Here is a 25,231-nt window from a genome sequence, read left to right as displayed (position 1 = left end):
GACGGGCCGGCGGGGGTCACGGTGCCGGGCGGTGCCGTGACCCGGCGGTTCGCTCGCACCGCCGCGCCGGGTTTGCCGACCGGCCGGCCACCCGGCCACCCGGCCACCCGGCGGTGCCTGCCCGAGCCGTTCACAGCCTGTTCACCCATCGGGCCGGACGGCGTGGGGTGGTGGATTGTTGGCGTGAGCATGATCTGTCTGCACCGTCACCCCCGTCCATCCTCATCGGAGGTAGATGTGTCCCGCAGTTCCGTGTTCCGCCGCGGCCGTACCGCCGCGGCGTCCGCGCTCGCCCTCGCGGTCGCCGCCGTCGGCCTGTGGACCGGTCTCGGGGGCTCCTCCCCCGCCCAGGCGGCGAACGGCGTACCGACCCCGGACCACGTGGTCGTCGTGGTCTTCGAGAACCACGCCTACGGCCAGATCATCGGCTCCTCCCGCGCCCCGTACATCAACTCGCTCAAGTCGGGCGGCGCCGACCTGACCCGGTCCTACGCCGAGACGCACCCGAGTCAGCCGAACTACTTCGCCCTGTTCTCCGGCTCCACCCAGGGCATCACCGACGACAGCTGCTTCACGCCGGGCTTCTCCTCGGCCCCCAACCTGGCCTCCGAACTGCTCTCCTCCCAGAAGACCTGGGCGAGCTACAACGAGGGGCTGCCGAACCAGGGCTCGACCACGTGCAGCAGCGGCAGGTACGCGCGCAAGCACAACCCGTGGTTCGGCTTCAGCAACGTGCCGACCTCGTCCGCGCACACCCTCGCCCAGTTCCCCACCGACTACTCGACCCTCCCCGACGTCTCCTTCGTCGTCCCCGACCTGTGCAACGACATGCACGACTGCTCGGTCAGGACCGGCGACACCTGGCTGAAGAACAACCTCGGCGCCTACGCCACCTGGGCCCGGACGCACAACAGCCTGCTCGTGGTCACCTTCGACGAGGACAACCGGCTCAGCGGCAACCGCATCGCGACCGTGCTCTACGGCCAGCCGGTGACGGCCGGCTCGTCCACTTCCACGACGTACGACCACTACGACCTGCTGCGCACCCTGGAGGACATGGCGGGGCTGACGACCCACGCCGGCAACGCCGCCTCCGCGCAGGACATCACCGGCATCTGGGCGTCCTGAGATGTACGTGGCGGACAGCCGCGCCGGGACCCCGGCGCCGGCGTCCGCGGACGGCGCCGTCCGGCACCCCGCCGGGCGGCGTCGCGCCGCGGTCGCGCCCACGGTCCTGGCGCTCGGCACGGTCAGCCTGATCACCGACGTGTCGTCGGAGATGGTGACGGCGGTGCTCCCGCTGTACCTGGTGGCGGGGCTCGGCCTGTCGCCGCTGGGGTTCGGGCTCCTGGACGGCATCTACAACGGCTTCTCCGCCGCGGTGCGCCTGGCCGGCGGCCACCTCGCCGACCGGGGCGGCGGCAGGCACAAGTGGGTGGCGGGGTTCGGCTACGGCCTCTCGGCCCTGTGCAGGCCGCTGCTGCTGGTGGCACACGCCCTCACCCCCATCGGCCTGGTCCTGGCCGCCGACCGCACCGGCAAGGGTCTGCGGACGGCGCCCCGCGACGCGCTGATCTCCCTGTCGTCCTCGCCGGAGTCACGCGGCCGGGCCTTCGGTGTGCACCGGGCGATGGACACGGCGGGCGCCCTGCTGGGCCCGCTGGCCGCGTTCTGGATCCTGCGGGTGACCGTGGACGGCTACGACGCGGTGTTCACGGCGAGTTTCTGCGTGGCGGCCGTGGGCGTCCTGGTGCTGGTGCTGTTCGTGCCGGGCGGTCCGGCCCGCCCCACGGCCGCCCCGGCCCAGCCCCCGACCTCGACCTCGACCTCGACCTCGACCTCGACCCAGCCTCCAGCCCCGTCCCCGTCCCCGTCCCCGGCTCCGGCCCCGTCCTCGGCCCCGATCCCGGCCGCACGGCCGACCCTGCGGGCGGCGGCCGGCCTGCTGCGCGGGCGGGAACTGCGCGGGATCACGGTCTGCGCCCTGCTCCTGGGCCTGGCCACGGTCAGCGACTCCTTCGTCTACCTGCTGCTGCAGCGCCGCCTCGGGGTCCCCGACCGCTGGTTCGCCCTGCTGCCGCTGGGCACGGCCGCGGCCTTCCTGCTGCTCGCGGTGCCGCTGGGCAGACTGGCGGACCGGGTCGGCCGACGGCGGGTGTTCCTGGCCGGGCACGGCGCGCTGCTCGCGGCCTACACCCTGCTGCTCGCCTCCTGGCACGGCCCGGCGCTGCCGTACGCCGTCCTGCTGCTGCACGGCGGTTTCTACGCGGCGACCGACGGCGTACTGATGGCGGCGGCCTCGGAGACCGTGCCCGAGAGCCTGCGCTCCTCGGGTCTGGCCGTCGTGCAGACCGGTCAGGCGCTGGCCCGGTTCGCCTGCTCGATGCTGTTCGGCGCGGCCTGGACGCTGTGGGGCGACCGCACGGCGCTGCTGGCGTCGACAGCGGCGCTGGCCGTGTGCGCCGCCTGGTGCTTTGTGTCCCTGCGCCCGGCCCGGGAGACCGCCGCATGACCCTCCGACTGCGCGTCCTGGTCCTCGCGGGGTCCGTCGCCGTCCTGGCCGCCGTCGCGCTGGCGGCGGTGCTGCACGCCTCCGCCCGCGCGGACCGCCGCGACCGGGCCCGGCCGGGCGGCCCCGAGATCGCCTCCGGCCGGGTCACGCTCACCGCACACGGCACCATGGTCTTCCGCTCGACGGCATGGGGTCCGCACCGCGACGAGCTGACCGCGGTCCCGGCCGCGGACCCCTCCGGCCCGCGGACCCCGTCGGGCGTCACGTGCCTGCGCTTCCACGCCGCGGCCGGCACCGGCGTCTGCCTCCAGGCAGTGCACGGCCCGGTCTCCGACACCTACCGCGCGGTCGTCCTGGACGCGCACCTGCACGTGACCCGGCGGTACGACGTCCCGGGCATCCCCTCGCGCGCCCGGGTCTCCCCGAGCGGGCACTGGGCGGCCTGGACGGCGTTCGTGGGCGGCGACTCCTACGCGGGCACCGGCTTCTCCACGCGCGCGGCGATCGTGAACATCGTCACGGGCGAGCTGATCGGGTCCCTGGAGTCCTTCCGCGTCGTCGAGGACGGCCGCACCCGTCACGCGCCGGACAGGAACTTCTGGGGTGTGACGTTCGCGCCGGACGACCGCACGTTCTACGCCACACTGGCCACCGGCGGCCGCACCCACCTGGTCCACGGCGATCTGCGGACCCGTACGGTCACGATCCTGCGCGCGAACGTGGAGTGCCCCTCCCTGTCCCCCGACGGGACGCGGATCGCCTTCAAGAAGCGGGTGCCGGGACTCCCCGCGGACGCCCCCTGGCGGCTGTACGTCCTGGACCTGCGCACCGGGCGGGAGACCCCACTGGCCGAGCGGCGCAGCGTGGACGACCAGGCGGTGTGGAAGGACACCCGCACCCTCGTCTACGCCCTGCCCGGTGACTACGGCGCCGACCTGTACGCGGTCCCCTCCGACGGCACGGGAGCGCCGCGGCGCCTCAGCACCGCGGCGGTGTCGCCCGCCTTCCTTCCGTAGGCGAACCCGCGCACGGCGGTACGGGGCCGAGGGCCTCCGCCATCCGCCGTGCGTTGGGTCTGGTCGTCATCCACTCGCCTCCCCTCCTGCTCCCGGGGTGCGGCAGAGCGTGTACCGGACTGTCGCCTTCCCTCCACGGTGGCCGCCGAGACGCTCCGGGTCAAGAGCCGGAGGCAGGAGTTCCACGCACTTCGGGCCGCAGACGGGGCGGGCCCTCGGGGCGTGCCGCCAGGGCGGACCGGGCACGGCCGGGCGGGCGGACGCGGTTCGTTCCGACGGCCCGGAGACGGTCCGCGACCGTCCGCCCCCTCGCGCTCTCAGCGGGGAACCCGCCTCGACCAGCCCCTACAGCACCGGCAGGTTCTTCCGGAGTTCGAACGCGGTGACCTCGGAGCGGTACTCCTCCCACTCGGACTTCTTGTTGCGCAGGAAGTGACGTTGCCCCGGAGTGGCCTCGGGCGATCGACGTTGACGCGGCGCTGACCTGCAGTCGAACGGCCGTCATTGGTCGTTGTTGGTCGCTGTGGGCCGCCCTTCGACGGCCCAGGGACGGCCCCACCCATGCTCGGAGGAGTAGCGCCTCAGCTCTCCTGCGCCGAGCGCCGTGCGGCCCTTTTCGCCGCCTGCTCCACCTCATACCGCGACATGGCCACGTCGTCTCGCGCTGCGTGCTCGGTGACAGCTGAGTGGAAGTTCTCCGCCGCTGTGCGCCACACCTTCCACTGCGCGTCGTACGCCCCACCATCGAGGCTGGCGAGCTTCGCATGCTCACCCATGGCCGATCGTTCCAGATTGATCAATTCGTCAGGGACGTCAGTCACGACCTGGGGGGTGTCGGTGCGCTGCTGGGGAAAGACGGGCGCATGGTCTTCGGCCGCTGTACGGCGCGAATGCCCGTCCGCCTGCCGCTCGGACTGGCGCTGGGGCGCTCTGCGGCCGCCGGGTCGGCTGGCCACACCGTAGTGATCTATCCAGATCTCGTAGTCCCGGATTGAGGCCCAGAAGCCATTACGTTCCAGAGGTCGGACGGGCAACACCAGGCCTGCGGGGGCCTGGCGTATGAAGTCGTCCAGTGTGATGGCCCCGGGCTGCGAGTCGACATGGGTAGCACCACAGCCGACATAGCGCCCCCGGGGGCAGCGATGCCCCTCGCGGCTGGTGCACTCCCAGACAAGAACCTTCCGATACCCACCGAGGATGCGCAGCTCATATCGCGGATTCTCGATCTGGGGGAGACGAGCCTGGTTAGAGCGGAGCATGGCGACGCTGGCGCCGCCAGCGATCATGGCACTGTCGGTGTGCCAGGCAACTGCATCCCGCTTAGCGGCGAGGGACCGGCGCGTTCGCTCCTTCGCCCCATATCCCTGCTTGAACGGTGAGTGCTGCATCTCGTAGGAGACGTGCCGACTGCCGACGAGAAGAACATCGGACCGCGTGCGACCGTCGCCGGCACGGGCTTCACGCCGGGCCTGGAACCCTTCGGCCACACCTACACGCTCGACACGATCGCAGTACGCCTTGTGCTCGTCGCTCTCCAACGCCTGATACGGGTGGTCGGCGCATTCACCGGGCTGATGAGAGATGACACGGGCACCGTTATTGCGGGAGTAGGTCTTCATCCAGTGCGTGACCCTGTCTTCGTCCCAGCACCAGGCGCACTTCACAAGCTGGCGACGTGTGGAGTCACGGTTGTCGGTGACGAGTCGTGCCCACTCGATGTCGCTGAGCTGGGTAGCGTCGACCCTACCCCGACCGTCGGTGAGGTAGATCAGGTTGTTGTGCACGTCAGATCTGCTCCTCTGTTCCAGGGAACCTACGGTCTCCCAGCCGGTGGTGAACGTCTGCCGTCTATGGTGCGGTACGGCACTGACAATGGGGCCTCCGGTGGACAAGGCACGGTCGGCGGGGAGCGCAGCACTGATGCGTGGCAGCTTCGCCCTCCCCAACATGGCGCGATTCTCGCCACTGGGGCGCACGGCTCTGGGAAAACACTTCGGCATGCGCATAGAAGATCTACCCACTTCAGACCGCGCGGCCGTCCTCGATGAACGCCGTGCGGAACTGGAGGCCTGGCCCGCTCACCAGCGGTGGCACATCGAGATGCATCCCCTCCTACACGTCGATCCACCTCGGCTCGGAGTGGCGATCCCTGCTCGCGACGATATGGAGCTACGGACAGCCGTCGAAACCTTCGGACGCTACTTCAAAGCAGAGCTTCGCTTCGACTTCCCGCCCTTCGTGGCTGAGCAACGAGAGTCAGACCTTGAGCAGTCCGTGGAAGGCGTGCTCTTCAGCTCACGAAAGCTCCGGGCGACATTCCCGGTCGCTGTTGGTGCTGCCGGCCTCAGCGTCGAGGCGGGCGAACGCTGGCTGGACTGGATCTGGATCCATCCATTCGAGAGAGGTACCGGGCTCATGGAGACAATCTGGTCTGACCTGGAGCGCATCTACGGCACATCTTTCAAGATCGCTCCGCCGCTCTCGCCAGCCATGGCGAGCTTCCTGAGCCGTCAGGGCGTAGCCTCGGAGCGATGGGACTCGCAGCGCGAATGAGAGGAGCCGCAGCAACCTGCCCGGGTGAGTCGGGCGGGTTGCTGGGTACGCAAAATATTCGGCCACACATTCGATTAACTTTCAACCTCTTTACGGGGTGGCCCTAGCCTGCTACAACTCATATCCTGAGGAGTGGGTGATCATCATGACAGAGGGTCGCGCAAAGCTGAGGTTCAATTGCTATCTAGTTCGCGAGGGTATCGACGATCCGCTCAGAGCGTTACGCTCAGAGTGTCGACCTGGCGGCAAAAAGGCGATGCACGAGCTAGCGTCCAGCAACTCTGCACCTTCCGGCTGCCGAGCATTCCTTCGATCTAAGTCGGAAAGCACGCCCCCTTGGGCCGAGTCTCTCATCGCGACATTCCCTGGACTCGATGAAGTGCTGAACCTGTCGAATAGGCTGGTTATTTTCCTTCCCGTGAAGCAGAGACTATTCGCCGTCTGCTTCGGCTATGGGAGTTCCAGCCTTGAATGGTCAGCTATCGAACCCAACTTTGGGCTACGCTTCGCCGCGCGCTGCTTGAATCCTGATGCAGTAAACGAAATACGCAGCCGCAGGATCGACGCCTCCGCCCGTACGCAGGCTGTCCAAATACCCACGCGTACCGCCATTCGCGACTTTGACTTGGAGCTGGAAGGCGAGTTCGTCCGTCGCATGGTAGGCGAGGTAGACACAGATATGCTCGACCTGCCCGACCTCGGTGCGGTGGTGGCCACTGACTCTATTGCCTTTAAGGCGGAGACCAATCTGTCCAGGGTCGAGGAAGTACTGACCTTGATCCTTTCGAGAGTGGATAGCGCAGAAGCCAAGAAAGACCTTCTATTCATTGACGCGCTTGAGCCGCTACGCGGAAACGATCCGGTAGTTGCAGACCTCGAACGACTGCTTGCACAGGAACTGTTCAGTGAGCGTGTCAACTCCGCCACACAAGTCGTCTCGGATGAAGTGGACGGCTTGACAACGCAAGTCCTTAGCTTCGCTCCCCCGGACGCGCTATCCATAGAGAACGTGCATGAGGTAGTCGTGCAAAGAGGAGAACACTATCAAAATTTCGACGAATTCAGCATTGATGCGCTGCGGGATGCCCTTTTTGCATCGGGCGGCTCATTTGGCCGATCATCCCTCAACTCAATCAAGGTAATAGCGGTTGATTCTGAAGGTCACGCCGCAAGTCCGCTCATGCCCTTGAAGAATTGGCTGGTATTTGAGGCTTCTAGCGAGGAGCGGCGGTATTTGCTGACTCTCGGCAAGTGGTTTGCCCTTGCCGAAGAATACGCACGCAAGCTTGACGCAGACCTTGCAGAAATCGAGGACGTCACGGATGTGCTCAATCTGCGCGACTGGCGCAAGTCGGAGAAGACTGAAACAATCTACAACGAGAATGTCGCAGACGAGCGCCGAAATGACCTCCTGCTCTTCGATACGGAACGCGTGACCTCACTAGGCGACATGGTTGAGGTTTGCGATCTCCTGCATGTCGATGGATATTTGATACACGTCAAGAAGTACGAGAAGAGTCAGACGCTGAGTCATCTCTTCTCGCAGGGGTACGTATCTGCCGTACTCCTCGGCGCAGACAAAGACTACCGGCAAAAGTTCATCGACTTTGTTGAAATCAGCGATTCCCGCATGAAAGAGGTTGCCAGCAGGGCGCCCGAGATCGTTGCATACGCGATTGCCTTCAAGAAGAAGGACCGTGCCATCATCGACTTGCCCACCTTCAGTAAGGTCAACTTGCGAGACTTCGCAAAGAGACTCGAACGTCTCCGGGTTAAACCCACGCTGGCCCGAATACAAATTACCTAAGGGCTGTCCCGTAACTGCTGGTGATACATGAGATGATCTTGACGTGTCTGGTGTGATCACGGCGTCTGAGCCCTCCTGGATAGCCCCGTTCACCGGGCTGAGCCCGCGCCAGTTCGGCAAGCTGATCACCGCGCTCCGGCGTGAGGGTGCGGACCCGGTTCGCAAGGGCCGGCCCTGGAGCCTGCCACTGGAGGACCGCGTGCTCCTGGTCGCCGCGTACTGGCGGACAAACCTGACCCTGCGCCAGCTGGCCCCGCTGTTCGGGGTGTCCAAGTCGGCCGCCGACCGCATCATCGACCACCTCGGACCCGCGCTCGCGCTCCAGCAGCGCAAGCGGTTCCGCAAGGACACCGTGCTGATCGTGGACGGCACCCTGGTCCCCACCCGCGACCACACCGTCGCCGAGCAGTCCAAGAACTACCGGTACTCCACCAACCACCAGGTCGTCATCGACGCCGACACCCGGCTCGTCGTCGCGGTCGGCCGGCCGTTGCCGGGCAACCGCAACGACTGCAAGGCATGGGAGCTCTCCGGCGCGAAAGACACCGTCGGCAAGACCACGGTGATCGCGGACGGCGGCTACCGGGGCACCGGCCTGGTCATCCCGCACCGCCGCGAGAAGGGTCAGACCGAACTCCCGGACTGGAAGGAGGAACACAACGCCTCCCACCGCAAAGTCCGCGCCCGCGTGGAGCACGTCTTCGCCCGGATGAAGGGCTGGAAGATCCTCCGCGACTGCCGACTGAAAGGCGACGGCGTCCACCACGCCATCCTCGGCATCGCCCGCCTGCACAACCTCGTCCTCGCCGGGTAACACAGAATCCAGCAGGCCACCAGCCACGTCAGAGATCATTTACGGGACAGCCCTTAGCGCCCCTGGTGCCGACGGTCCGCGGCCGTTGGCACCACCCACCGATGAGTCAGAGCCGTCTAATCGTTCAAACCCCGGCCAAGGTGCGACATAGGGTCCTGACCAGTAAAATAAGAATGTAGGGGAATCGGGGAAGTTCTGAGAGAGGCCTTGCGGGGATTTATCGCGGCCTATTGAGCTTCAGCATCGCACATACAACGCCTTTTGCGAGTGTTTACCATGGCGGTCACCAGTCTTCTGTTGACACTGATATTTGGTGGAGTGGCGGGGGCGTTCGCCACATGGTGGCTTGCCCGCGAACGGCCACAGCTATCGATGATCTCGATAGCGAAGGCCAAGGACTCAAATACGACTGTGCGCGTCCCTCAGGACGTGGTGGACCTAACGCGCGATTTCACCTGGGGGCCTGATCTGGATACCCACAGCAGATCAAACCGAGTTGAGCGCGAAATACAAGCTTGCCAAGAATTTGCCAATAGTTGCCCCTCGGGAAAGCAGACTGTATCGGAGTTGCTAAAGGAAGTCCCACAAGCGGCAGACGAAGACGAGCGACTTGAGGCCGTGCAGAAAATTGCCGGTAGCTGGATAATTACTACGGTAATCCATGACGGCCTATATCGTAAGCAATTTGACCCAGGGGGCACCTCGGACAGCAGGACGCCAAACGTTCACGAGCTCAATGAGGAGGGGTCTCTGTTCGAAGTACTAACAACCCCGCAGGAAGATGGCACCATAAAGGTGCTAATCGACCTCCCCCAGAAAACTGGAACATGGGTCATAGGGGGCGATGACGCCCATTTCAGGTTGAAATCTGCCTCGCGATTTTTGGGAGCCCTCCAGCAATTCGACCAAAATGCCATTACGGCGTGCCTAGAATATGCCCAGCAAGTCCTAGAAAGGGAATCGCTTCGGGTTGCAGCCATAGTCTCGACACTTGAGCGAAGCGTGGAACTGGGCCCCTTCGAGATTGACGCTGTGGCCACAAACAAGGGCAACCGCCTAGCAGTCGTGAACCCGTACGCAAGTCTCGTCACGAGGGGCGCCGATAAGAAGATAGCCCCGATCCTCCTGAGGGTCGACAGCTTCACAGACGGCCAAGGAAAATCAACAGAGATACCCACTAGTGCTCCGCACTATCTTTCACTAGCACCCCAGAGCACAGTGAAATTGGTCTTGGTCTCCGAAGCGCTTGACAATAATGTGCAGCTCAAATCCGCATATGACAGCGGAATTCTCCAGTGTTCGATATCCATGGTCGAACAAAAGGTCGGAAGAAGAGGAAAAACTTTCCGCTCACCCTGGAAGAGGTTTGGCATCAAGCTTGAAGAGGAGCTTCGAGAGGATGCAATGAAAGCGGCCAAATAAGCCGCGCCACGAGTGGAGACCGTCTGCTTCATGGGGGATGCGCCTCGGAACCAAAGGCGAGTGCTAGCGAATATGGCACGCGCTTCCGCCTGCTACTCACACACAGCTTACGTGCCGCTCGGCCGCTCATGGCGCCAGGGATCCGGACCGGACGCCAGACGGCCCAGAGACGGCCCAGACTCAGCGAGACGCTGTGAGGGTCGACTAACTTCACTGTCGACCCCCCAGAGTGGCAGGGGGAGGAACCCGCTCCCACCTGCCCCTACAGCACCGGCAGGTTCTTCCGGAGCTCGAACGCGGTGACCTCGGAGCGGTACTCCTCCCACTCGGACTTCTTGTTGCGCAGGAAGAAGTCGAAGACGTGCTCGCCGAGGGTCTCGGCGACCAGGTCGCTGCGTTCCATCAGGGTCAGGGCCTCGCCGAGGTTCTGCGGGAGGGGCTCGATGCCCATCGCGCGGCGCTCGGCGTCGGACAGTGCCCACACGTCGTCCTCGGCGCCCGGCGGGAGTTCGTAGCCCTCCTCGATGCCCTTCAGGCCGGCCGCCAGCAGGACGGCGTAGGTGAGGTAGGGGTTGGCGCCGGAGTCGATGGAGCGGACCTCCACGCGCGCGGAGCCGGTCTTGCCGGGCTTGTACATCGGGACGCGGACGAGGGCCGAGCGGTTGTTGTGGCCCCAGCAGATGTAGGAGGGGGCCTCGCCGCCGGCGCCGGCGGTGCGCTCGGTGCCGCCCCAGATGCGCTTGTAGGAGTTGACCCACTGATTGGTGACCGCGGAGATCTCGGCCGCGTGCCGCAGCAGGCCCGCGATGAAGGAGCGGCCGACCTTGGAGAGCTGGTACTCGGAGCCGGACTCGTAGAACGCGTTGCGGTCGCCCTCGAAGAGGGAGAGGTGGGTGTGCATGCCGGAGCCCGGATGCTCGCTGAACGGCTTGGGCATGAACGTCGCCTGGACGCCCTGCTCCAGCGCCACCTGCTTCATCACCAGGCGGAAGGTCATGACGTTGTCGGCGGTGGACAGCGCGTCGGCGTAGCGCAGGTCGATCTCCTGCTGGCCGGGGGCGCCCTCGTGGTGGGAGAACTCCACCGAGATGCCCATCGACTCCAGCATGGTGATGGCCTGGCGGCGGAAGTCCATGCCGACGTTGTGCGGGGTGTGGTCGAAGTAGCCCGAGTTGTCGGCGGGAGTCGGCCGGGAGCCGTCCAGCGGCCGGTCCTTGAGCAGGAAGAACTCGATCTCGGGGTGGGTGTAGAAGGTGAACCCGAGGTCGGAGGCGCGGGCCAGGGCCCGCTTGAGCACGTAGCGCGGATCGGCGAAGGAGGGGGAGCCGTCCGGCATGAGGATGTCGCAGAACATGCGCGCGGTGCCGGGGGCCTCCGCGCGCCAGGGCAGGACCTGGAAGGTCGACGGGTCCGGCTTGGCGATCATGTCGGACTCGTAGACGCGGGCGAAGCCCTCGATGGCGGAGCCGTCGAAGCCGATGCCCTCGTCGAAGGCCTGTTCCAGTTCGGCCGGAGCCACGGCAACGGACTTGAGGAAGCCCAGCACGTCCGTGAACCACAGGCGTACGAACCGGATGTCGCGCTCCTCCAAGGTCCGGAGCACGAACTCCTGCTGCTTGTCCATCTTCCGCTTCCCCATCCTTGCTGGTCAGGCCGCCTGTCCCACGTCCCGCGGGCGGGCGGTCGGGCACCTGAGCATCCCACCACAACACCATTTCATGCGCGTTGCGGACCATGATCGGCCGCCTGACCCGGGCGTGGACGTCCCGCGCCCGGCCGGTGTACCGCTCTGCGCCCATCTTGCCTGTTCGGACCCGCATCCGTAACGGCCGGTCCGGTGCGGCTTCCCTCCACCCCCCTTAATTTGCATCTCAGATGCAAGTTTTAATACGGTGCGGACGCCAGCCGAGCCCGAAGGAGGCCCTGATGCTGTCCGACCCGTCCGCCGCCGTGGTCCGTGCGACCCTGCCCGCCGTCGGCGCGCACCTCGACGAGATCACCGAGCGCTTCTACGCCGGCCTGTTCACCGCCCACCCCGAACTGCTGCGGGACCTGTTCAACCGCGGCAACCAGGCCGCCGGCACCCAGCGCCGGGCCCTGGCCGGCTCCATCGCCGCCTTCGCCGCCCACCTGCTGGACCACCCCGGGCAGCGGCCGGACGCGATGCTGGGCCGGATCGCCCACAAGCACGCCTCCCTGGGCGTGACGCCCGAGCAGTACGCGATCGTCCACGAGCACCTCTTCGCCGCCATCGCCGGCGTCCTCGGCGAGGCCGTCACCCCCGAGGTCGCCGCGGCCTGGGACGAGGTGTACTGGCTGATGGCCAACGCCCTGGTGGCCATCGAGAAGCGGCTCTACCAGGAGAACGGCGAGAACCCCGAGAGCGGCCGGCGCCGGTGGGAGGTCGTCGAGCGCGTCCCGGAGACCGCCGACGTCACCACCTTCCGGCTCCAGCCCCTCGACGGCGGCCCGGTGCCGCCCTTCCGGGCCGGTCAGTACGTGTCGGTGCGCGTGCAGCTGCCGGACGGCGCCCGGCAGATACGGCAGTACAGCCTCTCCGGCGCGCCCGCCGACACCGTCCGGCAGATCAGCGTCAAGCGGGTGGCGGGCGACGGCACCCCGGACGGCGAGGTCTCCCACCACCTGCACACGCGCGTGCAGGCGGGCGACGTCCTGGAGCTGTCCGCCCCGTACGGCGACCTCGTCCTCGAAGACGCCCCGGACGCGCCCGTGCTGCTGGCCTCGGCCGGCATCGGCGTGACCCCGATGATCGCCATGCTGGCGCAGCTGTCGGAGGACGGGCACCGCGGCCCGGTCACCGTCGTGCACGGCGACCGCTCCCCCGCCCACCACGCCCTGCGCGCCGAACACGAGGCCCGCACCGGCAAGCTCGCGGACGCGTCGCTGCACCTGTGGTACGAGCACGACGCCCCGGCCGGCGCCCGTACCGGGCTCGTCGACCTCGACGGCGTCGCCGTCCCGGCGGGCACGCGCGCGTACCTGTGCGGTCCACTGCCCTTCATGCGCGCGGTGCGTACCCGGCTGATCGAGAAGGGCGTCGCCCCGGCAGACGTCCACTACGAGGTCTTCGGCCCGGACCTCTGGCTGGCCCGGCCCTGACTCGGGCCCCCGGACCCTGCGGCCCCTTCGACCGGACGGCCGGACGCCGGGCGGCCGGTCAGGGGGCCTTGGGCAGGCCCAGGAGGAGCGGCCCGGTCGGCTCGGCGACGACATCCGCCACGGTCACCGGGTCCAACGCCGCGTAGAACGCCTCCTGGGCCCGGCGCAGCTCCCCGCGCAGCCGGCAGCCCGGACTGAGGGGGCAGGGCGTGGTGCCCTCGCAGTCCACGACGTCGCCCTCGCCCTCGAAGGTGCGCACGACGGCGCCCACGGAGGCCGTGCGGCCCTTCTCGGTCAGCGACAACCCCCCGCCCCGGCCGCGGCGGGCGTCGACCAGTCCCAGCCGCTGGAGTTCGGCGACGACCTTGGCGGCATGCGTGTACGGGACGTCCATGTCCGCGGCGACGTCGCGGGTCGTCGGGGTGGACGTCTCCACGACGGTGAGCCGCATCAGGAACCGCAGGGCGAGGTCGGTGGAGCGCAGAAGCCGCATACCGGCAGCCTAGATAATCCGCATCACGGATACCACTTATCGTGCACCGCCGCCCGCTGCGGGACCCGCCCCGCACCGGAGTCCGCCGCCCCATCGGCATCGGCGCACTCGTCCGTGGCCCTGGCCTCACGAAGGACATCCCCCCGTGGGATCCGCCACCGACAGCAACAGCGCGGCACGCTAGGGCGCGCATCGAGGAGGCCCGGCATGCCGGGCAGGACCGCGAGCGCGGCCCCGCGTCCTCACCGACGCTGCCGGGCCGGCTGGACCTGTGGGGCCTGCCCGAGGTGTCGCCGCAGCCGCCGACGGCCTGGACGGGCATGCGCGCGATGCCCGCGCGCGGGGACGGGGCGCTGGTGCCGGGGATGGCGACCGACCGCGATCCGAAGCGGCTCGGGCCGCTCAGCGGCCGGCAGGCCGAGGTGCTGTCCCTCCGGCTGATGACCGACCACCACCGGGGCGGCGTGCACATGGCCGAGGGCTGTGTCGCCCGGTGCACGGTCGGCGCGGCGCAGCGGCCGGCCCAGCGCACGGTCGACGCGCAGAAGTCGGAGACCGGGCTCATGGCCGACCTGCTCAGGAAGCGCGGGGCCGCGCCGAAACCGTAGCCCCGGCGCGGCCCCGCCTGTCTCACGCCGTCTCGCGCCAGCCGTTGGTGATCGGCAGGCGGCGGTCCTTGCCGAAGCCCTTCGCCGAGATCTTGGTGCCCGGCGGGTACTGGCGGCGCTTGTACTCGGCCGTGTCCACCATGCGCAGGGTCCGGGTCACCAGCTCCGGGTCGAAGCCGGCGGCCACGATCGCGTCGGCCCCCTGGTCCCGGTCGACGTACAGCTCCAGGATCGCGTCCAGCACCGGGTAGTCGGGCAGGGAGTCGGTGTCCACCTGGCCGGGGCGCAGTTCGGCGCTCGGCGGTTTGGTGATGGAGTTCTCCGGGATCGGCGGGGGCGTGCCGCGGTCGCGGGCCGCCTCGTTGCGCCACTCGGCCAGCCGCCAGATCCAGGTCTTGTAGACGTCCTTGATGGGGCCGTAGGCGCCCACCGAGTCGCCGTACAGGGTGGAGTAGCCGACCGCCAGCTCGGACTTGTTGCCGGGGGCGAGGACGATGTGGCCCTCCTGGTTGGAGATGGCCATCAACAGGGTGCCGCGCAGCCGGGACTGGAGGTTCTCCTCGGCGAGCCCGGTCAGCTCGGTGGCCGCCATGTAGGCGTCGACCATGGGGGCGATCGGCACGGTGCGGAAGTTCAGTCCGGTCCGGCGGGCCAGTTCGGCCGCGTCGTCGCGGGAGTGCTCCGAGGAGTACTTCGACGGCATGGACACGCCGTGGACGTTCTCGGGGCCGATCGCGTCGCAGGCGATCGCCGCGACCAGGGCGGAGTCGATGCCGCCGGACAGGCCGATCAGGACGGAGCTGAAACCGTTCTTCCGCACGTACGCGCGCAGGCCCACGACCAGCGCGGAGTAGACCTCCTCCGCGTCGTCCAGCCGCTCGGCGTAGCCGCCGGTGTGCTGCGGCGCGTACGCGGGCAGCGGGTCCGCGGAGAGCACCACGCGCTCGATGCGCAGCCCGTCGTCGACGACGCCCTCGGGGGCGTTCGGGTCGGCGGCGGGCAGGTCCAGGTCGAGCAGCACGCAGCCCTCGGAGAACTGCGGCGCGCGGGCGACGACGTCGCCGCCCGCGTCGACGACGATCGAGTCGCCGTCGAACACCAGCTCGTCCTGGCCGCCGATCATGGCCAGGTAGGCGGTGGTGCAGCCGGCCTCCTGGGCGCGCTTGCGGACCAGGTCCAGCCGGGTGTCGTCCTTGTTGCGCTCGTAGGGGGAGGCGTTGATCGACAGCAGCAGGCCGGCCCGGGCGGAGCGGGCCGCCGGGACCCGGCCGCCCTCCTGCCAGAGGTCCTCGCAGATCGCCAGGGCCACGTCGACGCCGCGCACCCGCACGACGGGCATGGTGTCGCCGGGGACGAAGTAGCGGAACTCGTCGAAGACGCCGTAGTTCGGCAGGTGGTGCTTGGCGAAGGTCAGCGCGAGCTCGCCGCGGTGCAGTACCGCGGCGGCGTTCTGCGGGGCGCCGGCCGGCTGGCCGTACTTCGGCTGGGCGGCCTCGCTGCGGTCGAGGTAGCCGACCACCACCGGCAGGTCGCCCAGCCCCTCGTCGGCGAGGCGGGCGGCGAGGGCGCGCAGGGCGGCGCGCGAGGCCTCGACGAAGGACGGGCGCAGGGCCAGGTCCTCCACGGGGTAGCCGGTCAGCGCCATCTCGGGGAAGGCCGCGAGATGCGCCCCCTGCTCGGCGGAGTGCCGGGTCCAGCGGACGATCGTCTCGGTGTTCCCGGCGAGGTCGCCGACGCGCGAGTCGATCTGGTTCAGGGCGAGACGTAGTTGAGGCACGCGGCCCAGTGTAATCGTCAGAGCGACGCGATGGGGTGGCGCGGGGTGTGGGCCACCCCACGCCCGCCGGTGCGCCCTCCGGGCGCACGCGGTACGGGGGCGGGCCGGCGCCCACCCCCGTACCGGGCCCGGAAGGGCTCAGTGCCTGCGGTAGGACTGCACGTAGCCGCGGGCGGGCGAGCCGACGCCGGTGACGTCGTCGTAGCCCTTGACCGCCTTCAGGGAGCTGTCCTTGCCGAGGCTGCGCACCGAGGTGATCAGGCCGTCGGCGGCGTTGTAGCCGTTGGCGTAGTCCACGCGGGCCACGGCGAGGTCGGTGCCGGTCGGCTGGTCGGTGACGTCGTGGTACGCCTTCGAGCCGTACCGGGCGTAGATCGCCGGGTTGGCGAACCCGAGGGCCTTGCCCCCGCGGGCCTGCTGGGCGAGGGCCTGGACGGCGGCGATGACCGGCGCGGCCAGCGACGTGCCGCCGATGCGGTACTCGCTGTACCGCTGGCTGCCGTCGGGGAAGGTCTGCGTCTGCCCGACCAGGAACCCGGTGTTCGGGTCGGCGATCGCCGCGATGTCCGGGACGACGCGGTTGCCCGCGGCGTTGTTGGCCTTGGCGAGCGCGTCCGGGACGACGCCCTTCTGGTAGTAGGGCTGCGCGACGGTCCGGCTGGTGCCGCCGCCGGCACCGGAGGTGAAGGCGCCGGGGAAGTCCGTCCAGCTCTTGCCGTCGGCGGCGAGAGCGGCCCGCTCGGTGCCCCAGCCGGTCTCCCACAGGTACTTGTCGTGCTTGCCCACGGCCAGCGAGGTGCCGCCGACCGCGGTCACCCAGGCGGAGTTGGCCGGGGTGTCGACCTGCTTGGTGCCGGTGTTGGCGACCTCGTCGCCGTTGTCGCCGGAGGAGAAGTAGAAGCCGATGCCCTCGACCGCGCCGAACTGGAAGACCTGGTCGTAGGCCGCGGCGAGGTCCGGCGTCTGGTTGGCCTCGATGTCGCCCCAGGAGTTGGAGACGATGTCGGCCAGGTGGTTGTCGACGATCTTGCCGAGCGAGTCGAGCAGGTCGTCGTCGTAGCAGGAGGCGGCGCCGACGTAGGTCACCTGGGCCGCGGGCGCGACCGCGTGCACGGCCTCGACGTCCAGGGTCTCCTCGCCGTACCAGCCGGCCGCCCCGCACTCCTCGGTGTGGGTGTAGGCACCGGGCAGGGACTGGTGCAGCTGGCCGGTGGTCCAGCGGGCGTCGCCGTGCTTCCGGGCGTAGGAAGCCGCGTCGAAGGCGATGGTCGGCGAGGCGTACGCGTCGGTGATGGCGATGCGCACCCCCTTGCCGGTGTAGTGGCCCGCGCCGTACGCGGACCGCAGCTGCCGGCCGGTGTAGCCCTTCACCGCGTACGGGATCTTCCCGCCGTAGGCGTCGGGCAGCGTGCGGGCCGTGCGGGAGCCGTAGGAGGAGGAGAACGGCCCGGAGTTGCGGAACACCGAGTCCGGCGGCGGCAGCTGGTCCTTGTGGTTCGCCTTGTGCGGGGCGTTGTCCAGGCCGGTGACGGTCAGCACGGCGCCGGCGAGGTGGGCCGGGACGCTCGCCGAGGCGGCCGGCGCACGGTAGGTCCGGCCGCTCTTGGCGTAGTTGTGCATCTGGGTGCCGAAGGCCCGCTCGGCGGCGGCCACGTCGCCACTGACGGAGACGTAGCGCTGCGTCACGCCGGTCACCTTCAGGCCGGCCGACGTCAGCCACGACGTGACGGCGTCGATCTGGGCCTTGGTCGCGCCGAAGCGGGCGCGGGCCCGGTCGGCGGTGAGGTACTTGCCGTACTCGGGCGAGGACGGGTCGGCGACGGCCCGGGCGTACGCCGCGAGCCCGGCGGCGTCCCGGCCGGCGAGGTAGACCCGGGCGGAGACCTGGGCGCTGTTCGAGGTGGCGCCCTTGTCCGCCCTGGCAGTGGCCCACGCCGGCTTGGTCCCGGCCAGCGTGTTCCGGTGTACTCCCTCCGCGGCGTGCGCCGCGGGTATCCCGACCGCCAGCGCGCCCGCGAGCATGGGCAGGGTGGCTGCCAGGCTCACTCCGGCGCGCATCCTGGCGCGGTTGGATCTCATAGAACCCCCTGTGTGCGGTTCGTCGCGAGTGATCACTCGACGGGGGCCACTCTCTCGATGAACGGTTCATGTCAGGGGAATGGGGAGATCAAAAAGAGTTCTCCCTTGACCAAAAGGACGTCAAGAGTGTTTGCGGAATGCCGACTTGGCACTCGGCAGCGGACGCGCCGGTGGGGGGAGGGCCGCCGCGAGGCGGTCGGCACGGACCGGGCAGGGACACATCAGGGCAGGCCGAGGGGTGCGGCCCGGTCCGTCACGCGGGCGCCCGCGCTACGCTGCCCGCCGCACGATGTGCACATGATCGGATCGCCGGCACGGGTCGGCCGGACGAGCGGGGGGTGCCGTGAGCAGCGGCAAGGACGAGACGACGAGGGCGGTACGCCGAAGACGCAGACGGAGCACGGTGGCCGTGGTCGTCACCGCTCTGGTGCTCGGCTGCGCGGCGGCCTTCGCCACCTGGCTGAGCGCCTTCCTGTCCCAGTCCGAGCACGTGGCCCGCCTCTGGTCGACGGCCGAGCTGTCGGCGGGCGGCAGCGCCCGGATCACCGAGGTGATCGACTACGACTTCGGGACCGGGCGCCGGCACGGAATCTTCCGGGACGTCCCCGGCCTCGCGGACGACGCCGAGGTGAGCGCCACCCTGGACGGCGAGGCGGTGCCGTACGCGGTCGCCGCCGGCGGCGACGCGACCCGGATCCGCGTCGGAGACGCCCACCGCACGCTCACCGGCCGTCACCGCTACCGCATCCAGTACGAGTTGGCCGGTGTCGCGCCCGGCGGCAGGCTCGACTGGAACGCGGTCGGCACCGGGTGGCAGGTCCCGCTCGACGACATCGAGATCCAGGTGACCGGCCCCTTCGACTTCGGTGGCATCCGCTGCGTCACCGGGCGCCAGGGCTCCCAGGAACCCTGCCCGGTCGGCCGGCCCGAACCCGGCCGGCTCACCCTCGATCTCGGCAGCCTGGAGGCCCACCGCGGCGCCTCCCTCCGCGCCGTCTCCACCGCCGCCCTGGACACCGCGCCCCCGACGGCGAACGAACCGTCAGGACCTCCGCCCACCAGGCACCTGCCCTCCGGACCGTGGGTCGGGCTGTGGGCCGCCGCGATCGCCCTGGCCGCCGGAGCGGTCACCGCGCGTCTGCTGCGCCTGGCGGGCCGCGAGCGGATCGCGGCCGACGCCCTGCCGGCCGCCGACGCGGGCACCGGCGGCGAGGTGCGCCGCATCGACCGCGCACGGATGGCCTCCCTGGCCGTCGAGGTCCCGTCCCCGCCCGAGCGGCTGACCCCGGCACAGGGCGGGGTGCTGCTCACCGACGAAGTCCTGCCGCAGCACCGGGTCGCCTGGCTGCTGGGCACCTCGATCGACGGCTACCTGGTCATCGACGACAACGAGTCGTTCCCCACGCTCACCCGCCCCGGGCGGGGGCAGACCCCGCGCGGCGACCGCGCTGTCCGGGAGGTCCTGGACCGGGCGTTCGCCGGCCGCGACTCCCTCACGCTCGGCAAGTCCTACGACTGGCGCTTCACCCAGGCCTGGGCGATGATCGCCGCCCGGCTCACGCGCTGGCGCGACAACAGCGACCTGTGGGAACCCGACCGGCACACGCGGCAGCGCCGTGTCCGGCTGACCGGCGTCCTCGGCGCCGCGGCCGGACTGGTCGCCGTGATCGTGGCCGCGGTGGCGGCGGGCGGCGGCCACGGGTTCTGGTCCGTGCTGCTGCCGCTCGCCGCCACCGCGGTCGGCGCGGGCACCGCCCTGGTCGCCGGGGCCGACGAACTGAGCATCCTCACGCCGCGGGGCACCGCGCAGTGGCTCCACGTCGAGGGCTTCCGCCGCTACCTCGCCGGAGCGGGTGCCCAGCAGGTCGAGGAGGCGGCCGACGCGGGCCTGCTGGACCGGTACACCGCCTGGGCGGTGTCCCTGGGCGTGGCCGACCGCTGGTCCGACGCGGTCTCCGAGTCGACGAGCGCGCCGCCTGCCGCCGCGGCCCGGCACCGGCCCGCGGCCAGAAGCTCGGTGTTCCACGACGCGCTGATGTACGTCGTGATCCTGGAGTCGGTCGCCTCGACCACCCGGGCCCCCGCCCCGGCCCGCTCCTCCGGCTCCGCGTCCGGTTCGGGCTCCGTCTCATCCGGTTCCTCGGGCTCCGACAGCAGTTTCTCGGTCGGCGACGGCGGGGGCGGAGGCGGAGGCGGCTCCTGGTGACGACGCCCCGCTCCGGGAACGGCTCCGGCGCGGGACTCGGCCACAGCCGTCCCGGGGTCCGCTCGCGGGCAGCGGGCAGCAGGCAGCAGGCAGCGGGCAGCGGGCAGCGGGCAGCGGGCAGCGGGCAGCAACGGAGCGTGCGGGGCGCGCTCGCCGGGCGCCGCCGCGGAGAAAGGGGGCAGCCCGCCGACGGGGGACGATCGGCGGGCTGCCCGGTGCCGCAGTGGCTCAGTTGACGGCGTGCTCCGCCGCCGGGAACTCCCCGCCGACGACGTCCTCGGCGAACGCCTTCACGGCATCGCCCATGACCTGGCGCAGGTCGGCGTACTGCTTGACGAACTTCGGCACCCGCCCCTGGGTCAGACCGAGCATGTCGGTCCACACCAGCACCTGCGCGTCCGTGGCCGCGCCGGCGCCGATCCCGACCGTCGGGATGTGCAGCGTGCGCGTCACCTCGGCCGCCAGCTCGGCCGGGACCAGTTCCAGGACGACGGCGAAGGCGCCGGCGTCCTGCACGGCCTTGGCGTCGCGCAGCAGCTGCTGGGCGGCCTCCTCGCCGCGGCCCTGCACGCGGTAGCCCATGGCGTTGACGGACTGCGGGGTGAGCCCGATGTGGGCCATGACCGGGATGCCGGACTCGACGAGGAGCCGGATCTGCTCGTAGGACCGTTCGCCGCCCTCCAGCTTCACCGCCTGGACCCCGGCCTCCTTCACCAGCCGGGTCGCCGAGCGCAGCGCCTGCACCGGACCCTCCTGGTAGGAGCCGAAGGGCAGGTCGCCCACGACGAGCGAGCGGCCGGTGCCGCGTACGACGGCCGCCGACAGCATCGTCATCTCGTCGAGCGTCACGGGGACGGTCGTGTCGTAGCCCAGGTGGCAGTTGCCCGCCGAGTCCCCGACGAGGATCACCGGGATGCCGGCCTCGTCGAAGACGGACGCGGTCATCGCGTCGTAGGCGGTGAGCATGGGCCACTTCTCGCCGCGTTCCTTGGCGAGGGCGATGTCACGGACGGTGATGCGGCGGGTGCTCTTTCCCCCGTACAGCGCCTTGCTGCCGTCCTGGGGCTTGTGCTGCGCAGTCTGGGCAGCCGGAAGCTGCGTCATGGCAACGGCTCCTTACGTCATCTCGAGGCGCCCTGACGGCGTCCCCGGACCGAGTCCATGGTGGCACTTCGTGCCAGGCGAGGCCAGACCACCCCCCGCGGGTAAGGCATCAGTAAAGAATTCCAATACGAGACGGTTCCGTATCGGAAATGGCCTAGGCTCTATGCCATGACCACTCCAGCCGTCTCCTCCGGCCGTATACCGGAAGCGGTGCACCGGCGCCGCTGGGCGATTCTCGGCGTGCTGATGCTCAGCCTGCTGATCGTCGTCCTCGACAACTCGATCCTGAACGTCGCCATCAAGACCATCTCGACGCCCGCCCCCACCGGGCTCGGTGCCACCCAGAGCGAGCTGGAATGGGCGATCAACGCCTACACCCTCGTCTTCGCGGGCCTGCTGTTCTCCTCGGGCCTGCTCGGCGACCGGCTGGGCCGCAAGAAGGTCCTCCTGGGCGGGCTCGCCGTCTTCGGCATCGGCTCCGCGCTCGCCGCCGAGTCCGGCTCCCCGGCCCAGCTGATCGCCTTCCGCGCGGTGATGGGCCTCGGAGCCGCTTTCGTGATGCCCGCGACCCTGGCGGTGCTGATGAACGTCTTCGAGCGCGACGAGCAGCCCAAGGCCATCGGCATCTGGGCGGGCGGCGTGGGTCTGGCCATCGCCATCGGCCCGATCACCGGCGGAGTGCTGCTGGACCACTTCTGGTGGGGCTCGATCTTCCTGGTCAACGTGCCGATCGTGCTGCTCGCGCTCGCGCTGATGCTCTGGCTGGTGCCCGACTCCCGCGACCCGAACCCCGGCCGCATCGACCCCGTCGGGGTCGTGCTCTCCATCGTCGGCCTGGTCCTGCTCGTCTACGGCATCATCAAGGGCGGCGAACTCGCCGACTTCACCGACCCGACGGTCCTCGCCACCATCGGCGCCGGTCTCGCGGCGCTGGTCGCCTTCGTCGTGTTCGAGAAGCGCAGCGACCATCCGTCCATCGACATCGCCTACTTCAGGAACAAGGTCTTCTCGGCCGCGATCGCCGCCATCGCGCTCGTCTTCTTCGCCCTGATGGGCGTGACCTTCTTCTCCGTCTTCTACACCCAGAGCGTGCGCGGCTACTCGCCCCTGCAGACCGGCCTGCTCCTGCTGCCGCTGGCCGCCGCACAGATGATCTTCGCGCCGCGCGCCCGGCTGCTCGTCGACCGCTTCGGCAACCGGGCCACGACCACCGCGGGCATGCTGCTGATCGCCGCGATGCTGGGCGCGTTCGCCGTGCTCGACACCGGCACCCCGATCTGGGTGCTGGAGGTCGTCTTCTTCCTCATGGGCACCGGCATGGCGCACATCATGACCCCGGTCAGCGTCGTCATCATGCAGGCCCTGCCCCGCGAGAAGGCCGGTTCCGCCTCCGCGCTGAGCAACACCTTCCGCCAGGTCGGCGGCGCTCTCGGTATCGCCGTCCTGGGCTCCGTGCTCTCGACCGCGTACCGGGGCGGCATCGAGGACAAGCTCGGCTCCCTGCCGCCCGGCCTGCGGGAGTCGGCGGGCGAGTCCATCGAGGCCACCCTCGGCGTCGCCGCGAAGCTCGGCCCGCAGGGCAAGGCCCTGGTCGGCCCGGCCAACGACGCCTTCCTGCACGCGATGCACGTCACCGCGCTCGGCGGCGCCGCGGTCGCCGTGGCCGGAGCGGTCGTCGTCGCGCTGTTCCTGCCGGGGCGGCCGGCGGAGCCGCAGACCGGAGAGGGGGAACCGGAACTGGTGGCCGCCGGGGAGTAGCCCCCGGAGCCGGGGGAGAATGTCCTCGGCATCAGACGAAGGGACCGACACACGTGAGCCTCGCCGACAACCAGGGTCTGGCGGCGGTACCGACCCCCGCCCGGGGCCGGCCCCGCAGCGAGGCCGTGGAACGCGCCATCCTGGAGGGCGCGATGAAGCTGCTGGAGGACGGCGTGCCGCTGGCCGAGCTGTCCATCGAGCGCATCGCCCGCACCGCGGGAGTCGGCAAGGCCACCATCTACCGCCGCTGGAGCGGCAAGGAGGAGCTCTTCGTCGACGTGCTCCGGGCCGCCGAGCCCGAGGACCCGGAGCTGCCCGGCACCTCCATGCGGGACGACCTGGTCGTCCTGCTGGAGTCGCTGCGGCAGCGCGGTGTCGCCAGCCGGGCCTCGGCGATCCTGCACAACGCGCACACCCAGATGAAGAGCAGCCCGAAGATCTGGGCCGCCTACAGCGCCTGTGTCATCGCCCCGCGCCGCAGGATGGGCCTGGAAGTACTGCGACGCGGGCAGTTGAACGGTGAACTGCGCGCCGACATCGATCTGGAGCTGGCCAACGACATGTTCGTCGGCCCCATGCTCATCCGGTCCGTCCTGCGTCCCGAAGCGGACCTGCCCGAGGGTCTTTCGGAGCAGATCGTCGACGCGGTCCTGACCGGTCTGCGGGCCGGCGGTCCCTGCCGCTCGTAGCGCCGATGTGCGGGTTTCGTCACAGAACCCGTTGTTGACGGCCCGTCCGGAACTCACCGCGCCGCCCCGGACGTCCTCGTGGCCGTACGGCCGCCGCGGGACGGCGGGACGGGAGCCGCTCATCCCCTAGGGTCATGGACACAGGGGGGCGACGGTGTGCACGGCAGGTAGTGAGGCGGCGGTATGGCGCAGCAGGCGTACGTGACGGAGAAGGACGACGGCGGCTCGGGCTACGAGCGACCTGGATCCCGCCTCCGGCGCCTGGTGGCCCGTCTCACCGGCCCCTGGCGCGGCGACCCGCGGATCTGGCGCCGCGGCATCGTGGCGGCGGTGCTCGCGATGCTCCTCGCACTGGTGATGGTGGTCCACTCGCACATCCCCAACACGATCGGCAACCTGGGCAGTCTCACCGAGACGTTCCTGCCCTGGTGCGGTGTGCTGATCCCGGTGCTGCTGGCCGTCGCGCTGCTGCGCCGGTCCGCGACCGCGCTGATCGCGCTGGTGCTGCCGACCGTGGTCTGGCTGAACCTCTTCGGCGGGCTGATCACCGACCGGACCGGCTCGGGCGGCGACCTGACGGTGGCCACGCACAACGTCAACGCCGACAACGCCGATCCGTCCGGCACCGCCCGTGACGTCGCCGCCTCGGGCGCGGACGTGGTCGCCCTGGAGGAGCTGAAGGCCTCGGCGGTCCCGACGTACGAGCAGGCGCTGGCGACGGCCTACCGGTACCACTCGGTGCAGGGCACGGTCGGACTGTGGAGCAAGTACCCCCTCGGCGACGTGCGGGCCGTCGACATCGAGCTGGGCTGGACGCGCGCCATGCGCGCCACCGTCGCCACGCCCGCCGGGAAGGTCGCCGTGTACGTCGCCCATCTGCCCTCGGTGCGGGTGAAGATCGAGGCCGGTTTCACCGCCCGGCAGCGCGACAAGAGCGCGGACGCGCTGGGCGAGGCCATCGCCCACGAGCCCCTCGGCAAGGTGGTCCTGCTCGGCGACCTCAACGGCACCATGAACGACCGCTCGCTCAACGCCGTGACCTCGCAGATGCGTTCGACGCAGGGCGCGGCGGGCAGCGGTTTCGGCTTCAGCTGGCCGGCGTCGTTCCCGATGGCCCGCATCGACCAGATCATGGTCAGGGGCGTCGAGCCGGAGAGCTCGTGGACGCTGCCCGCGACCGGGAGCGACCACCTGCCGATCGCCGCCCGGGTCGACGTCACGCGGTCGTAGGCGTGTCGCCCCGGCGGGCCGCGGTCCCCCGCACCGGGCCCGC

19 protein-coding genes and 1 pseudogene are annotated in these 25,231 nt (G+C 69.7%); 13 read left to right on the top strand and 7 right to left on the bottom strand.

The features are described from left to right. Positions 1-237 precede the first annotated feature (237 nt). Genes JS756_RS12530 through JS756_RS12520 form a run of 3 tightly spaced genes read left to right on the top strand, consistent with a single transcriptional unit; the run spans position 238 to position 3,528 of the window. On the top strand, positions 238-1,128 hold the full coding sequence (locus JS756_RS12530; protein WP_307790536.1) for an alkaline phosphatase family protein: 891 nt from the start codon (positions 238-240) through the stop codon (positions 1,126-1,128). 1 nt (position 1,129) lies between these two features. Next, positions 1,130-2,512, top strand: a complete 1,383-nt coding sequence (locus JS756_RS12525; RefSeq protein WP_205383120.1) for an MFS transporter — start codon at positions 1,130-1,132, stop codon at positions 2,510-2,512. Further along, positions 2,509-3,528: a TolB family protein gene (locus JS756_RS12520; protein ID WP_205383119.1), complete on the top strand. Its 1,020-nt coding sequence runs from the start codon at positions 2,509-2,511 to the stop codon at positions 3,526-3,528. The genes JS756_RS12525 and JS756_RS12520 overlap by 4 nt, the downstream gene beginning before the upstream one ends. A 345-nt stretch (positions 3,529-3,873) precedes the next feature. Here the strand turns inward: JS756_RS12520 and JS756_RS38550 are convergent. Beyond that, positions 3,874-3,960, bottom strand: a pseudogene (locus JS756_RS38550) (glutamine synthetase); the annotation flags it as partial. 149 nt (positions 3,961-4,109) lie between these two features. After that, entirely contained in the window at positions 4,110-5,312 is a 1,203-nt protein-coding gene (locus JS756_RS36720) for a hypothetical protein (RefSeq protein WP_240203622.1), read from the bottom strand. Positions 5,313-5,448: 136 nt separating this feature from the next. On the opposite strand from JS756_RS36720, the gene JS756_RS12510 reads away from it, so the two are divergent. The 4 genes from JS756_RS12510 (at position 5,449) to JS756_RS12495 (ending at position 10,124) form a co-directional block, all read left to right on the top strand. Next, the gene (locus tag JS756_RS12510) at positions 5,449-6,081 is read left to right on the top strand and encodes a hypothetical protein (protein ID WP_205383118.1); all 633 of its coding nucleotides are present in this window, start codon (positions 5,449-5,451) and stop codon (positions 6,079-6,081) included. A gap of 145 nt (positions 6,082-6,226) precedes the next feature. After that, a complete protein-coding gene (locus JS756_RS12505; RefSeq protein ID WP_240203681.1) occupies positions 6,227-7,888 on the top strand; it encodes a DUF6119 family protein in 1,662 nt (553 codons plus the stop codon). A 43-nt stretch (positions 7,889-7,931) separates the two neighbouring features. After that, on the top strand, positions 7,932-8,702 hold the full coding sequence (locus JS756_RS12500; protein WP_205383116.1) for a transposase: 771 nt from the start codon (positions 7,932-7,934) through the stop codon (positions 8,700-8,702). Between the two features lie 276 nt (positions 8,703-8,978). After that, a complete protein-coding gene (locus tag JS756_RS12495; protein ID WP_205383115.1) occupies positions 8,979-10,124 on the top strand; it encodes a hypothetical protein in 1,146 nt (381 codons plus the stop codon). A 262-nt stretch (positions 10,125-10,386) separates the two neighbouring features. Here JS756_RS12495 and glnA2 read toward each other — a convergent pair whose 3' ends face one another. Continuing rightward, positions 10,387-11,748 (bottom strand): gamma-glutamylpolyamine synthetase GlnA2, encoded by a 1,362-nt coding sequence (glnA2, locus tag JS756_RS12490; protein WP_205383114.1) that lies wholly within the window; start codon positions 11,746-11,748, stop codon positions 10,387-10,389. A 302-nt stretch (positions 11,749-12,050) separates the two neighbouring features. Here glnA2 and JS756_RS12485 point away from each other — a divergent pair, with 302 nt between their 5' ends. Beyond that, positions 12,051-13,244 (top strand): globin domain-containing protein, encoded by a 1,194-nt coding sequence (locus tag JS756_RS12485; protein WP_205383113.1) that lies wholly within the window; start codon positions 12,051-12,053, stop codon positions 13,242-13,244. 58 nt (positions 13,245-13,302) lie between these two features. Here JS756_RS12485 and JS756_RS12480 read toward each other — a convergent pair whose 3' ends face one another. Beyond that, positions 13,303-13,737: an RrF2 family transcriptional regulator gene (locus JS756_RS12480; RefSeq protein WP_205383112.1), complete on the bottom strand. Its 435-nt coding sequence runs from the start codon at positions 13,735-13,737 to the stop codon at positions 13,303-13,305. Positions 13,738-13,778: 41 nt separating this feature from the next. Here JS756_RS12480 and JS756_RS12475 point away from each other — a divergent pair, with 41 nt between their 5' ends. Beyond that, positions 13,779-14,345 carry a DUF305 domain-containing protein gene (locus JS756_RS12475; RefSeq protein WP_307790534.1) on the top strand — a complete coding sequence of 189 codons (567 nt, stop codon included), beginning with the start codon at positions 13,779-13,781 and terminating at the stop codon, positions 14,343-14,345. Positions 14,346-14,367: 22 nt separating this feature from the next. Here JS756_RS12475 and JS756_RS12470 read toward each other — a convergent pair whose 3' ends face one another. Both JS756_RS12470 and JS756_RS12465 read right to left on the bottom strand, forming a co-directional pair. Beyond that, on the bottom strand, positions 14,368-16,122 hold the full coding sequence (locus JS756_RS12470; protein WP_205383111.1) for an NAD+ synthase: 1,755 nt from the start codon (positions 16,120-16,122) through the stop codon (positions 14,368-14,370). Positions 16,123-16,260: 138 nt separating this feature from the next. Next, complete coding sequence (locus JS756_RS12465) at positions 16,261-18,201, bottom strand: S53 family peptidase (RefSeq protein ID WP_205383110.1); 1,941 nt, start codon at positions 18,199-18,201, stop codon at positions 16,261-16,263. Between the two features lie 343 nt (positions 18,202-18,544). On the opposite strand from JS756_RS12465, the gene JS756_RS12460 reads away from it, so the two are divergent. After that, positions 18,545-20,407 (top strand): DUF2207 family protein, encoded by a 1,863-nt coding sequence (locus tag JS756_RS12460; protein WP_205383109.1) that lies wholly within the window; start codon positions 18,545-18,547, stop codon positions 20,405-20,407. A 228-nt stretch (positions 20,408-20,635) separates the two neighbouring features. Here the strand turns inward: JS756_RS12460 and panB are convergent, their stop codons facing one another. Then, entirely contained in the window at positions 20,636-21,511 is an 876-nt protein-coding gene (gene panB / locus JS756_RS12455; RefSeq protein ID WP_205383108.1) for a 3-methyl-2-oxobutanoate hydroxymethyltransferase, read from the bottom strand. A 168-nt stretch (positions 21,512-21,679) separates the two neighbouring features. Here panB and JS756_RS12450 point away from each other — a divergent pair, with 168 nt between their 5' ends. From JS756_RS12450 to JS756_RS12440, 3 genes are all read left to right on the top strand, one after another. Next, positions 21,680-23,269: an MFS transporter gene (locus JS756_RS12450; RefSeq protein ID WP_205383107.1), complete on the top strand. Its 1,590-nt coding sequence runs from the start codon at positions 21,680-21,682 to the stop codon at positions 23,267-23,269. Between the two features lie 53 nt (positions 23,270-23,322). Continuing rightward, entirely contained in the window at positions 23,323-23,958 is a 636-nt protein-coding gene (locus JS756_RS12445; RefSeq protein ID WP_307790533.1) for a TetR/AcrR family transcriptional regulator, read from the top strand. Positions 23,959-24,141: 183 nt separating this feature from the next. Then, positions 24,142-25,188, top strand: a complete 1,047-nt coding sequence (locus JS756_RS12440) for an endonuclease/exonuclease/phosphatase family protein (protein ID WP_205383106.1) — start codon at positions 24,142-24,144, stop codon at positions 25,186-25,188. Positions 25,189-25,231 lie beyond the last annotated feature (43 nt).

It is taken from the genome of Streptomyces actuosus, from assembly GCF_016921115.1.
Classification (GTDB): domain Bacteria; phylum Actinomycetota; class Actinomycetes; order Streptomycetales; family Streptomycetaceae; genus Streptomyces; species Streptomyces actuosus_A.
The sequence above is the reverse complement of the archived record's forward strand: the minus strand, read 5'-3'. Positions and strand labels throughout refer to the sequence as shown.

What these genes read in the sequence shown, in the direction of transcription:
- JS756_RS12525 (WP_205383120.1), top strand. Translation starts at nt 1,130, where the DNA reads ATGTACGTGGCGGACAGCCGCGCCGGGACCCCGGCGCCGGCGTCCGCG.
- JS756_RS12520 (WP_205383119.1), top strand. Translation starts at nt 2,509, where the DNA reads ATGACCCTCCGACTGCGCGTCCTGGTCCTCGCGGGGTCCGTCGCCGTC.
- JS756_RS12510 (WP_205383118.1), top strand. Translation starts at nt 5,449, where the DNA reads ATGCGTGGCAGCTTCGCCCTCCCCAACATGGCGCGATTCTCGCCACTG.
- JS756_RS12505 (WP_240203681.1), top strand. Translation starts at nt 6,227, where the DNA reads ATGACAGAGGGTCGCGCAAAGCTGAGGTTCAATTGCTATCTAGTTCGC.
- JS756_RS12495 (WP_205383115.1), top strand. Translation starts at nt 8,979, where the DNA reads ATGGCGGTCACCAGTCTTCTGTTGACACTGATATTTGGTGGAGTGGCG.
- glnA2 (WP_205383114.1), bottom strand. Translation starts at nt 11,748, where the DNA reads ATGGACAAGCAGCAGGAGTTCGTGCTCCGGACCTTGGAGGAGCGCGAC.
- JS756_RS12485 (WP_205383113.1), top strand. Translation starts at nt 12,051, where the DNA reads ATGCTGTCCGACCCGTCCGCCGCCGTGGTCCGTGCGACCCTGCCCGCC.
- JS756_RS12480 (WP_205383112.1), bottom strand. Translation starts at nt 13,737, where the DNA reads ATGCGGCTTCTGCGCTCCACCGACCTCGCCCTGCGGTTCCTGATGCGG.
- JS756_RS12465 (WP_205383110.1), bottom strand. Translation starts at nt 18,201, where the DNA reads ATGAGATCCAACCGCGCCAGGATGCGCGCCGGAGTGAGCCTGGCAGCC.
- panB (WP_205383108.1), bottom strand. Translation starts at nt 21,511, where the DNA reads ATGACGCAGCTTCCGGCTGCCCAGACTGCGCAGCACAAGCCCCAGGAC.
- JS756_RS12450 (WP_205383107.1), top strand. Translation starts at nt 21,680, where the DNA reads ATGACCACTCCAGCCGTCTCCTCCGGCCGTATACCGGAAGCGGTGCAC.
- JS756_RS12440 (WP_205383106.1), top strand. Translation starts at nt 24,142, where the DNA reads ATGGCGCAGCAGGCGTACGTGACGGAGAAGGACGACGGCGGCTCGGGC.